The sequence below is a fragment of the Planctomycetota bacterium genome, from assembly GCA_039182125.1.
In the GTDB taxonomy this organism is placed as follows: Bacteria; Planctomycetota; Phycisphaerae; order Tepidisphaerales; family Tepidisphaeraceae; genus JBCDCH01.
This window is the reverse complement of the sequence record JBCDCH010000001.1, coordinates 129,645-141,020: the sequence shown is the minus strand read 5'-3', so window position 1 is coordinate 141,020 and position 11,376 is coordinate 129,645. Positions and strand designations below refer to the sequence as shown.

Genomic DNA, 11,376 nt, shown 5'->3' with positions numbered 1-11,376 from the left:
GAGGAATGCGTCGTACTTCGCCCGGCCTGGCGTATCGGGCGGAAGCTCGCGCATGAACTCGACCCAGTTCTTGCCGGTCGGGTTGTCGAGCTTCCAGATTGGCAGGTCCGTCCAGCAATAGCCGATGAGGTTCGGGTTGTCGCGGTTGGCGAGACAGAGTTCGCGCATGATCCCTTCGATCCGCTTCTGCTCAGCGGGATCGAAAATGTCGACGAACCGCAGGCTGTCGTCGCCCTGCCTGTAGAGCGAGATCGGCACGAAGTGGTTGCGGCTGTCGAGGTAGGGCAGGTCGGCTTTGAGTTCTTCCGGGGTGCCGTAGCCGTACGCGTTGAAGCCGAGCGCTTTGACGGCCTCGGCGATGTCCTCGACCGGTTCCGCATGGTTGCCGTGTGCGAGGTGCGTCACGCCGTGCGCGAAGAAGGGACGCCCGTCGGTGTCAACGAGCCACCAACGACTTTCGGACTTGGCGAGTTGAATCACGCCGCTCGGGTGACTGGCAGCCATCGCCGGCCACGAGACAAGTACCGCCACGACAGACAGGAGGAGGTAACGCATCGAAGTCATCTCCAAAGAAGACATCGCGGAAACTGAATCGCGGGCGCACAGACGCCGACCCGTTCAGGGAAGTCCCAAGATAATGAGCGCACTCGCGCGTGTCACAGGCGGCCAACCGGACACGCTTCTGTAGGCCACGTCCGCCGGTTAAGCTCTGGGTTGAGCGTGCTTCCGTTGTAGATGCTTAGCGACGCGATCGTTACGCGAGTCGGCGGCGCTTTTTCCAGCCTAGGCCGCCGATGAGGCCGATCGTGGCGAGACCGGCCCAGGCGCTGGCGGGCAGCGGGATGATCGTTTCGTCGCCGTCATCAATGGCCGAGAACGTCAGGATCAGCGGCTCAAGGCCGAACTCCAACTCCGCGTCTTCGGCGGAGATGTCGATCGTGTAGAGGAAGAGATAATCGTCGGGCGGCAGGATGCCGCTGGCGGTCTGTGATGCCTCGTCGAAGTCGCCGACGAACCCGCCGTTGGGCTTGTAGGAGATGCCGGTCTCGTCATCGATCGAGCGGGAGACGACGGTGAACTTGGTTTCCGTGGCGGTGTTGAGGCGGGCGAAGCTCGTGAATCGGCCGCCGTCGAGGATATCCGCCGTGCTCGAACCGAAGTTGGTCTGGTCGAAGAGCGTCAGGTCGTACGCGGTGGGGGTGTCGATGGTGAACTCGATGCGGACGGTGGTGCCGCCGGTGGTCAGGGGCACGCCGTCGGCAACCGGCTCAACTTCCGGGTCGCCGAAGGACGTGAGCGACGCGGCGAACGAGCCGATGATCGAATCTTCGTTGAGGGTCGTGGCGTGGGAGAACGAAGCACTGCCGGTGCCCGACTCGGCGAACACGTCGACATCGACGGTGCTGAAGTCATCCGTCGCGGCAACGATCTCATCGGTGGAGTCACCGGTGCTGACGAAGACGCTGCGATCGGCCTTCGTGTAGGTCGGGGCGGCAAACGTGGCAGCGGTGAAAATGCCGCCGAGGGTAACGGTGGCGGCGGTGGTCAGTGCGGTGGCGTGCTTCATGGTCGGTGTCCTTGCTGAGCGCGAGATTGTCGCGCGCATGGTCCGTTTATGTCAAACGAATTTCGACCGGCCATTCGGCATAGACGCCCCTATCGAGCCAGCCAGGCGTGGTTTTGGTTATGGGACGTCGTGATCCAGCAGGATTTCGCTTGCGTCACGTGGGAGTTGCTGTTGGGGCAGGGGCTTCGGGCGGCTCGCCGCTCAGCACACGCCAGACGTCCCGGACGACCCAGCTCATGTTCTGCACGGCGGTTTTCGTGCGGCTGGCCATGTGCGGGGTGAGGATCGCGCGGTCGGGGAAGTCGCGCAGGATGTGCGCGTAGGCCGAGTCGGCGGCGGGGGGCTCGGGGTCGTACACGTCGAGCGCGACCCCCTCGAGGCGATCGTCAGCCAGCGCCGCGTGGACCGCGTCGGCATCGACGCACATGCCTCTGCTTGTATTGATTAGCCAGCGGACATTTCGGCTGAGTTCCTCCTCGGCGACAAGGCCGCGATTGTCCGGGCGGCCGTCAACGTGAACCGTGAGCAGGTCGCAGCGCGACACGAGTTGCTCGTGCGAGACCGACTCCGCCGGCACATCGATCAGCGCGTCCACGTCAGCGACGTCGTGGTAGAGCACGCGCATGCCGAACCCGTGGTGCGCGACGCGGCTGACCGCGTGGCCGACCCGGCCCATGCCGAGGATGCCGAGCGTGAGTTCGTGCAGATGCTCGCCGGCGTCCTTGCGGTAAGCCGTGAACTGATCGGCGGTGGGGAAGCTTGTGAACGCGTGCCAGGGCCGGACGAGTTTGACCATGAGCCCGGCGACGAGTTCGGCGACGGCGCGGGTGTTGGCATCGGGGGTGTAAACGACTTCGATGCCACGCGCGCGGCACGCGGCCACGTCGATGTGTTCGATGCCGACGCCGCCGCGACCGACGACTTTCAGGTTCGGCCCGCCGTCGAGCAGTGCGTCGTCGACCGGCAGGTACGAACGCACGATGAGCCCGTCCGCTTCGGCCAGGGCCGATGCGAAGGTGGGATCATCTTTGCGGACTTCGAGAACGCGGCAGCGCTCGGCCAGCCAGGCGAGCGGGGCAGGCGCGGAACCTTCGGCGACGAGCACGGTCTGGGCCATGCCGTCACGGTAGTGTCGTGCTAGTTGGCAAAGGAGAAGTAGCCTTCGTTGACGTGGCTGACCACGCTGCGGCAACGGCCGACGGTGACCGATACCTCACGCTCGACGCCACGCTTGTCGTTGAAGATCAGCGTGCCTTGCGTGTCGGGGTCGAATGCCTCGGTCGCCAGGAAGCCGGCGGCGTTGTCCGAGAGATCCCGGAGGTAGACGGTGCGGCGGATGCGGCCAATAACGAACGTCGCCGGGGCGACGTAGGCCTCACGGGCGTTGTCGCGGCGGCTGTCGGACGGGGTCTCGGCGGCGGCGAAGACGTTGAAAGCCGCCTGAAGCTCGGCGGGCATCCATGCCATCGAGGGCAGTTCTTGAACCTGGATCATTGTGTTCCTCTGTCGCTATGGGTGTCGATTCGGGTATCGCTAGGGGGCGGTTTACACCCATATCGGTGCGGAACCACGCCGACATTGGTGCAAAACCAGGGCGATCGGGCGAGTCCTTATGACCTTTGCCAAAGTCGGGGCGTGTCAGTCGACGCTGCTGCGACCGGCGAGGGCGTCGGCGAGCATGTTGCGATTGGCGAACTCGATCGAGCCGCCTGCGGAGAGGCCCCGGGCAAGGCGTGTGACCTTGACGTTCGGGTGTCGGCCGTGCAGCACCTCGGTCAGGTGCAGCGCGGTTCCGTCGCCTTCGAGCGTCGGGTTGGTCGCGAGAATGATCTCGCTGATGGGTGGTCGGTCGCCGTATTGGTCGTCGGTGCCGGGGATGCGGTCAAGCAGCGCGTCGATGGTCAGGTCCTCGGGGCCGATGTCTTCGAGCGGGCTGATGCGGCCGAGCAGGACGTGGTATCCGCCGCCGAAGATGCCGGTCTCCTCGAACGAGATCAGATCCTTGGGTTGCTCGACAACGCAGACGGTGGATTGATCACGCCGCGTGTCCCGGCAGATCGGGCACGGGTCGTCCTCGGTCAGGTTGAAGCAGATCGAGCAATGCTTCACCCGCGTCTTCACGTCACGGATGGCGTCCGCGAGTCGGAGCGCGTCTTCGGCCGGTGACTTGAGCAGGTGAAACGCGATCCGCTCGGCCGACCGCGCGCCGATGCCGGGCATTCGGGCCAGCTCGTCGATCAAGTCCTGGATGACCGAGGTGTGGCTGGCCATGCGCTACTTCGCTTTCTTCGCGGCGAGCTCGGCCTGATACGCCTCGTCGGCGTCGAGCGTGTCTTGGAGATTGAGGAACTCGATCATGTGCTGGTCGAAAACTTCCTGTGCCTTGGGATCGCTCAGCGGCAAGCGGAGTTCGTTGATGACCTTGGTTCCCATGCCGATCCATTCCTGCCACGACTCTTGCGAGATGTGCTCGTGGATGATCGCACCCAAGCGATTGCGGAAGGGCGGGCGGGCGAGTTTGCGGCCGACCTCGCCGGTGCGGATGTCGAACACCTCGCCCTCGCCGACGTCGACCTGCGGCCCGCTGCTCGTCCGGGCTTCCTCGGGCACGTCGGCACCGAGTTCCTCGAGCTTTTCGATCATCGCCTTCTTGGGCAACACGTCGCCCCGAGCCGCAGCGGTCACCGCACCGGTCTGCAAGCTCGCGACGGCGGCGTCTTTCTGGTCGGTCGCCAACAGGCTCTCGGCCTTGAGTTGATACGCCTTGGAGAGCTGCCCGTTGATGGACAGAGCTCGGTCGAAGCTCTCGATCGCTTCGGCGTGTTCGCCAACTTCCATGAGCGCACGTCCCAGCGAGAAATGGCCCAGCTCGTTGTCCGGGTCGTCGGTCGCCATCTTGCGAAACTGTGCGATCCGTTGGGCGGTGGTGTCGTCCATGTGCGAGGGTAGGTCCGGTGGGTCGTTGCGGTGCGGTCAGCCTTTGATCAGCGCCATGGCTTCGGTCCGGGTGCGCGGGTCGGACTTGAACAGGCCGCGCATGGCGCTGGTGGTCATCGTGGCACCGGGCTTCTTGATACCACGCATGGTCATGCAGGTGTGAGACGCGTCGATCACGACCGCGGCTCCCTTGGCGTCGAGCTCTTCCATCAACGCGTCGGCGATCTGCATGGTGAGCCGTTCTTGCACCTGGGGCCGGCGGGCGTAACCCTCGACGAGCCGTGCGAGTTTGCTCAGCCCGACGACTTTTCCCTTGGGCAGATATGCGACATGGGCTTTGCCGGTGAACGGCAGCAGGTGGTGTTCGCACATGCTGTGGAACGGAATGTCGCGGAGTAGGACAATTTCGTCGTAGTTCTCGTCGAAGACGGTCTTGAGATGGATACGCGGTTTTTCGCCCAGCCCGGCGAAAAGTTCGGCGTACGCCTTGGCCACCCGGTGGGGCGTGCGGAGAAGCCCCTCCCGGTCCGGGTCCTCGCCGATGGCGAACAAAATTTCGCGAACGGCGGCTTCAATGCGGCCTAAATCGACGTCCAGAGGCCTCAGAGCGGCCGGGCGATCGTCGGCGAGGTCCGTGGGCGGGTTCGAATCGGGTTCGGGCACGACCCATCATTGGCTCGCCGATCGGGTTTCGATTTCGACAACCCCCAAAGTCTTTTTTCACTTCGATTGATTTTGGTGCAACCGGGCCGGAATTTGCTACGAAGCAGCCACCGACGGACGACAGGGTGTCGCCCGCGAGAAAGTATTCGACCCACACCACGGAGATATCCCCATGAAGATTGCCACCATCGCCGCCGCTGCGGCCGCCGTTGCCCTGACCGGCTTTGCCGCCACCTCGACTTTCGCCGGCGACTGCGGCTCGTGCACGAGCTCGAAGAAGGCCGACACGTACGTCGCGGCCGGTGACTACGGCGAAAAGCAGAAGGACATCGTCGCCACCGCCATCGGTGCCGGCAAGTTCAACACGCTCGCCACCGCCCTCACCGAGGCCGGCCTGGTCGAGACCCTTCAGGGCGACGGTCCGTTCACCGTCTTCGCCCCCAAGGATGAAGCCTTCGCCGCGCTGCCCGAGGGTGCCCTCGACGGCCTGCTCGCCGACAAGGAAGCCCTCAAGAATGTGCTCCTTTACCACGTCGTAGCTGGTCAGGCCGTTGCCGCTGAGACCGTCATCACGCTCGACGGTCAGTCAGTTGAGACCGCCAACGGCGGTTCCGTGGCCATCTCCGTCGTCGACGGCAAGGTCATGCTCAACGGCGACATTGAGGTCATCAAGACCGACGTGAAGGCCTCCAACGGCATCATCCACGTCATTGATGGCGTGCTGCTCCCGTAAGGGTTTTGCAACGATCCCCCATTTTTACGGCGTGCCTGTTTGTGTGACGGGCACGCCGTCTTTCTGCGCCAACTCGAAGCGGATCACCCACAACCACGGGTTCGCGTCCCAGCCCATCGGGCCGTCGTAAAAGTTGCCCCACACATCGGCGAACCACTGGCGTGGCTCGATGTCGAGGTCGGCCGGCGCGCCCTCCATGCGGGCGTCCTCGTTGGAAATCTCGTGGGCCCGTTGCACCTCGACGGCGGTGACGTGTAACAGCAACCGTGTTGCGTCGCGCGGCATGTACCGGCCGGCCTTGAAACCACGCTGTCCCGGGAAGTCCGCCGCGTACTCAAAGCCGTCGTCGGTCGCACGCCAAGGCTCGCGCACCGTGAGCCATTCCCCCGCTCGTGCGATCGGGCAGCCGACCGGGTGTGGGTCTTTCACACGCAGGCTCACCGGGCGGCGGGTTTGGTTCTTGCGCCCTTCGAGCATCGCGGTTACCAACGGCGCGCTGAACGCGATCCCTCGTTTGGGCTTCGGGGCATCGGTCGTTGTAAGTTCGGGGCGTGTCGGCTCATGGCCGAGCATCCGCCGCACCGCGTCGTAGAACGCCGACTCGAGTTGTCGTTTTTCCGACGTGTCCGCCACGCGACCGATCATGCCATGAGCCGGCGATCACACCAACCCTGTTACACTCCCGCCGTGCAACTCTGGCCCCATCACGAAGCAGCGCTGGCTTCGATCGTCCCCGAACTAGACGACAAACCCGACGCACTATGCCTGATCCTCGGCGGCTCGTTGGTTCGCGGTTGGGGAACTGAAGCGAGCGATATCGACGGGCATCTGCTCATCACCGACGACGCGTTCGATCGGGCGATCGCCGCCGACGATTTGGTTTACAAGCCCGCGAAAAGCCATTGCGACTACCCCGGCGGCTACTTCGATTTGAAGCTGGTCTCACGCCGACTGCTCGAAGAGGCGGCCGTGAACGGATCGGAGCCGTTCCGAAACTCATACGTCGATGCCCGTGTTCACTGGTCTCGGCTCAACGAGCCGATCGACGATCTGCTACGCGCCGTCGCGACGTATCCCGAGGACGGGCATGCGGAAAAACTCGTGACCCTCGCGTGTCACCTCGAAGGCATGAAGTGGTATGCCGGCGAAGCACGCAAGAGAGACGATGCGTACCTCATGCTTTGGTGCGCACAGCGGGTGGTGCTCTTCGCCGGCCGACTCGTGCTGGCGCACAACCGGATGCTGTTCCCGTATCACAAGTGGCTGATGCGGATGGTCGACCGTGCGCCCGACAAACCGGCCGGTTTGCGTGACAAAATGGATGCGGCGGTGGGCTCGCCGAGCGTCGAGACGATCGAACCGCTCTGCGACCTGCTACTGGGCTGGCAACTGTGGGGAGTTCCGCCGACGGGTTGGTGGAACCCGTGGATACGCGAAACCGAATGGGCTTGGCGATCCGGCACACCGAGTGTCGATGAACGCTAGTCGCAGCGCGATCGTCGTCGATATCAGCCCTCGTGATCTCCGTGATCGTGATCGTGATCGTGGTGGTGGTCGCGGTGATGCTCGATGTGTTTGAGCGCCTGCTCGTCGAAGTAGAGGGCCCTGAGTTCGTCGAGGGACGCGCGGAGCTTTTCGACGTTCTCCAGGTCGAGCGTTTGCTTGCAGCGCATGGCGTAAACGATCATCTCGTGAAGGGCGGCGAGTTGGGCGTTGTACTTGTCGATGGCCGCTTCGTCGGCACCGTCGCCGGGGAGCTGAATACGTTGGGCGAGGAAGTATGACTCGGCCTCACGCTGGATCTTCGTCGCGTGCTCGTCCTTGTTGGTGACCCAGCGGACAAGCTGCTGTTGATCGTGAGCATCGTGAGAGCCGGCGAGCTCGCCGATGAGTTTCATCGACTTCTCGACGGTTTCGATGTGTTGGTAAAGTTCCTGGAACTTGAGTTCATCACCGTAGATGCCACAGGGCACCTGGCAGTGCGCGTCGGCGATCTGTGGCGTGACCAGCACGAGCGTGCCGGCAATGGCAGCGGTGAGGATGGCGTGTTTCATGCACGGACTGTCCCAGACTCGCGCGGAGTCGACAACGGTCAAACTGGTCGACCGGCCTTTGACCTGCGGCGCAAGCCGGCGACAAGTCGGCGGTCGAGGTCGGGCGTGATCCACTCCACCGGCGTGCGGTCGTGACGCCATGCGGTCCACACCGTCGCCACGATCAGCAGCCCGGCCGATCCGAGATTCTGCCAACTGAAAAACGGCCAGGCGTACGCAAACTCCAGTTCGTGCCCGCTCACCGGCCAGAGCCACGCGAGCGTCCAGTTCGGTCCGCTGCCGAGGAAGTCCAACAGCAAGTGCGACCCGGCAATCACCGTGTACGCGGTGAACGAACGCATCCGCTGGCGGCTGAAGATCGTGAGCAGCCCGGCAAGCGCGACGCAGAAGAACAGGTTGTGCCCGAGTTTGTGGTGCCAGTCCCAGTAAAGCTCCTCGGACACGATGATCCCGAGCCCGTCGACGTCGTGAAGCATGCCGGCGAGGATGGCCAGCGACCGCTCACGCTTGCCGAGCCCGAAGGCGTTGCCGACCACCCAACCCGCGAGCATGTGCGTCGGAATGTGCATGGCCACGAACAAGCACCAACGGCACTCGCAGAAGTTTCAGCGCAGGTGCCGGCGACGCGCGTTGTCGTAGAGCGCGGCCATCTCCGTGGTGACGCGACCGGGTTGGCCGGTACCGACAGGTTTGCCGTCCAGCCGGGTGACCGGGACAATGCCCTTGAGCGTGCTGGTCAGGAACACCTCGTCCGCCTGCTGCAATCTTTGCTCGGAGATGATGCACTCCTCGGCCGGTCGGCCGGTGTCGGCGAGGACATCTAGCAGGAACCGCCGCGTGATTCCGCCGAGCAGTCCGCATCTCAGGTCGGGCGTCGAAACGGTGGACCTTTCGACGATGAACACGTTGGACGTGGTTGCTTCGGTGAGCTGACCGGCGGCGTTGAGCAGCAGTGCGTCGTCGGCACCGGTGTCACGGGCTTCGGCGAGGGCGAGGATGTTGTTGAGGTAGTTGCCGGACTTGATCGCCGGATCCAGCGCGTCAACGGCGTTGCGTTTGCGACGCACCACGGCGACACGCACGCCGTGGGTGTACAAGTGCGACGGAAACGAAGGAAGCGGGGACACGACCAACACCGTCCGTGGTTCCGGCGTTTCGGACATGGTCAGGCCGAAATGCTCGTCGCTGCCGCGTGTCAAGATCAGCCGGAGGTATGCGTCGGCGTTGCCGAACGTGTCGAGCAACTCCCGGACGTGATCGGTGATTTGGTCGTCGCGGAACGGGACGGGCAAACGCAGACGGTCGGCCGACCTGCGCAAACGGGCAAGGTGTTCTTGCCACAGAAACGGCCCGGAACCGTCGAAGGTACGGGCCACTTCGTAGACGCTGTCGCCGTAAAGAAAGCCACGGTCCATGATCGGAACGTGAGCGTTCTCGGGTGAGACGCGGCGCAAGTCAATGCTGACGAGCGGCGTGGTCACGCCAGCGTGCCGAGCTCCATCTCGTGCAGGCCCTTACCGCTGGGCACCATCGGATAGACGTGTTCCTCGGGCTCGACGAAGAAGTCGGCGACGACTGGGCCGTCGTGGGCGAGCATGTCTTCGACGCCCTTTGCCACGTCCTTCTTGTCGCGGACCTTGATGCCCTTGACGCCGTAGCTTTCGGCCATCGCGGCGAAGTCGGGATTCTTCATGACCGTCTGCGAGTAACGCTTGCCGTAGAACAGGTCCTGCCACTGCTTGACCATGCCCTGGAAGTCGTTGTTGAGGATCATCACCTTGGCCGGGATGTTGTACTCGGCGAGGGTGGCCAGCTCGTAACAGGTCATGAGGTACGACGCGTCGCCGTCGATGTCGACGACGATTTTGCCGGGGGCGCCCAGCGCGGCACCGAGCGCCGATGGCAGGCCGTAGCCCATCGTGCCGAGCCCGCCGGAGGAGACGAACTGACGCGGGTAGCGCCAGCGGTAGAACTGGGCGGCCCACATCTGGTGCTGCCCGACGCCGGTGGTGATGACCGCCTCGCCGTTGGTCTGCTTGTGCAGCTCCTCGATGACGTACTGCGGCTTGGCGTGCTGGCTGTCGTCCAGGTAGCTGAACGGGTACCGCTCTTTCCAGGCGTCAATCTTGGCGAACCAGTCCTTGCGATCGCGGTGCTCGAGCAACGGCAGCAGGCTTTCGAGCGAGAGCCGGGCGTCACCTTCGACCGCGACGTCGACGTCGACGACCTTGCTGATCGAGGAGGGGTCGATGTCGATGTGGATGATCTTGGCGTGGGGGGCGAAGGTCGCGAGGTTGCCGGTGACGCGGTCGTCGAAGCGGGCACCGACGGCGATGAGGCAGTCGGATTCCTGCACGGCGTAGTTGGCGAACGCGCTGCCGTGCATGCCGAGCATGTAGAGCGACTTGGGATCGTGCTCGTCGTAGGCACCCATGCCCAGCAGGGTGGTGGTGCAGGGGATGTTGGCTTTGTCGGAGACCTTGCGGAGTTCCTTCCAGGCGTCGGCGATGATCGCGCCGCCACCGACGTAGAGGACGGGACGTTCGGCCTTGTTGATCAGCTCCGCCGCGGCTTCGAGCTGCTCGGGGCTGCCGCCGGCGAAGTTCTGGAACTTACGCGAGAGGATGTGGTTCCGCGGCGTGTCGTCGACCTCGCGATCCAGCGTTCCGGCGGTGATGTCCTTGGGCAGGTCCACGAGCACCGGCCCCGGCCGGCCGGACGTCGCGATCAGGAATGCTTCGTTGACGACCCGCGGCAACTCGGCGATGTCCTTGACCAAGTAGTTCCACTTCGTGCAGGGCCGCGTGATGCCGGTAACGTCGGCCTCTTGGAACGCATCGTTGCCGATCGCCTTGGTGCCGACCTGGCCGGAGAAGACGATCATCGGGATCGAGTCCATCTGCGCGGTTGCCAGCGGGGTGACGGTGTTGGTCGCGCCTGGGCCGGAGGTCACGATGCAGATGCCCGGCTTGCCGGTGACACGTGCGTAGCCGTCGGCGGCGTGACCGCTGGCCTGCTCGTGGCGGTTGAGGATGAACTTGGCCGGCGTCTTGTACAGCTCGTCGAAAACCGGCAGGATCGCGCCGCCGGGGTAGCCGAACATCGTGTCCACCTTGTGATCCCGCACGAGCATCTCGTGGAGGATCTTCGCGCCGGTCTTGCCCTTGTACTTGGGCGAACCGTCGGTGGTCTTGGCGGGTTCGGTGGCGGTGGTGGTCATGGCTTGGGCGGGTTGAGGTGTGCGGAAAAGACGCCTGACGAAAACCTCGTCGGCGTCTGTCAAGAAATCGGCTGGTGGGTGTGTGCCTCGACAGTCGCCGTGATCAGATCACGGTCACTACGACTACGGCGGCAATGGAAAAAGCCTGTGGCACGTCGAGAGGCTAGCAATGCGTTCACGATCATGTCAAGGCGTTCGCCCA

Annotated in this window: 14 protein-coding genes; 2 read left to right on the top strand and 12 right to left on the bottom strand. The window is 64.0% G+C overall.

The window, feature by feature from the left end; genetic code table 11:
* From AAGD32_00540 to folE, 7 genes are all read right to left on the bottom strand, one after another.
* Positions 1 to 555, bottom strand: a 555-nt coding sequence (locus AAGD32_00540; GenBank protein MEM8872720.1) for a beta-agarase, incomplete at its 3' end; no start/stop codon positions are given.
* Positions 556 to 754: 199 nt separating this feature from the next.
* Complete coding sequence (locus tag AAGD32_00535; GenBank protein ID MEM8872719.1) at positions 755 to 1,567, bottom strand: hypothetical protein; 813 nt, start codon at positions 1,565 to 1,567, stop codon at positions 755 to 757.
* A gap of 154 nt (positions 1,568 to 1,721) precedes the next feature.
* A complete protein-coding gene (locus AAGD32_00530; GenBank protein ID MEM8872718.1) occupies positions 1,722 to 2,684 on the bottom strand; it encodes an NAD(P)-dependent oxidoreductase in 963 nt (320 codons plus the stop codon).
* Positions 2,685 to 2,704: 20 nt separating this feature from the next.
* Positions 2,705 to 3,061, bottom strand: coding sequence for a PilZ domain-containing protein (locus AAGD32_00525; protein ID MEM8872717.1), 357 nt, complete (start codon positions 3,059 to 3,061; stop codon positions 2,705 to 2,707).
* A gap of 144 nt (positions 3,062 to 3,205) precedes the next feature.
* The gene (gene recR, locus AAGD32_00520; protein ID MEM8872716.1) at positions 3,206 to 3,838 is read right to left on the bottom strand and encodes a recombination mediator RecR; all 633 of its coding nucleotides are present in this window, start codon (positions 3,836 to 3,838) and stop codon (positions 3,206 to 3,208) included.
* Between the two features lie 3 nt (positions 3,839 to 3,841).
* Positions 3,842 to 4,504 (bottom strand): Fe(2+)-trafficking protein, encoded by a 663-nt coding sequence (locus tag AAGD32_00515; protein ID MEM8872715.1) that lies wholly within the window; start codon positions 4,502 to 4,504, stop codon positions 3,842 to 3,844.
* A 36-nt stretch (positions 4,505 to 4,540) separates the two neighbouring features.
* The gene (gene folE / locus AAGD32_00510; GenBank protein ID MEM8872714.1) at positions 4,541 to 5,110 is read right to left on the bottom strand and encodes a GTP cyclohydrolase I FolE; all 570 of its coding nucleotides are present in this window, start codon (positions 5,108 to 5,110) and stop codon (positions 4,541 to 4,543) included.
* 229 nt (positions 5,111 to 5,339) lie between these two features.
* Between folE and AAGD32_00505 the strand changes: the two genes are divergently transcribed.
* Complete coding sequence (locus AAGD32_00505; GenBank protein ID MEM8872713.1) at positions 5,340 to 5,900, top strand: fasciclin domain-containing protein; 561 nt, start codon at positions 5,340 to 5,342, stop codon at positions 5,898 to 5,900.
* Between the two features lie 24 nt (positions 5,901 to 5,924).
* Here the strand turns inward: AAGD32_00505 and AAGD32_00500 are convergent, their stop codons facing one another.
* On the bottom strand, positions 5,925 to 6,533 hold the full coding sequence (locus tag AAGD32_00500) for a hypothetical protein (protein MEM8872712.1): 609 nt from the start codon (positions 6,531 to 6,533) through the stop codon (positions 5,925 to 5,927).
* A 54-nt stretch (positions 6,534 to 6,587) separates the two neighbouring features.
* On the opposite strand from AAGD32_00500, the gene AAGD32_00495 reads away from it, so the two are divergent.
* Positions 6,588 to 7,385: a hypothetical protein gene (locus AAGD32_00495; protein ID MEM8872711.1), complete on the top strand. Its 798-nt coding sequence runs from the start codon at positions 6,588 to 6,590 to the stop codon at positions 7,383 to 7,385.
* 23 nt (positions 7,386 to 7,408) lie between these two features.
* Here the strand turns inward: AAGD32_00495 and AAGD32_00490 are convergent, their stop codons facing one another.
* From AAGD32_00490 to ilvB, 4 genes are read right to left on the bottom strand one after another with little or no spacing between them, the layout of a single operon-like run.
* Complete coding sequence (locus AAGD32_00490) at positions 7,409 to 7,954, bottom strand: superoxide dismutase [Ni] (GenBank protein ID MEM8872710.1); 546 nt, start codon at positions 7,952 to 7,954, stop codon at positions 7,409 to 7,411.
* A 38-nt stretch (positions 7,955 to 7,992) separates the two neighbouring features.
* A complete protein-coding gene (locus AAGD32_00485; GenBank protein MEM8872709.1) occupies positions 7,993 to 8,523 on the bottom strand; it encodes a metal-dependent hydrolase in 531 nt (176 codons plus the stop codon).
* A 36-nt stretch (positions 8,524 to 8,559) separates the two neighbouring features.
* A complete protein-coding gene (locus tag AAGD32_00480; GenBank protein MEM8872708.1) occupies positions 8,560 to 9,435 on the bottom strand; it encodes an aminotransferase class IV in 876 nt (291 codons plus the stop codon).
* Complete coding sequence (ilvB, locus tag AAGD32_00475; GenBank protein MEM8872707.1) at positions 9,432 to 11,174, bottom strand: biosynthetic-type acetolactate synthase large subunit; 1,743 nt, start codon at positions 11,172 to 11,174, stop codon at positions 9,432 to 9,434. Before ilvB ends, AAGD32_00480 begins: the two co-directional genes overlap by 4 nt.
* Positions 11,175 to 11,376: the final 202 nt, after the last annotated feature.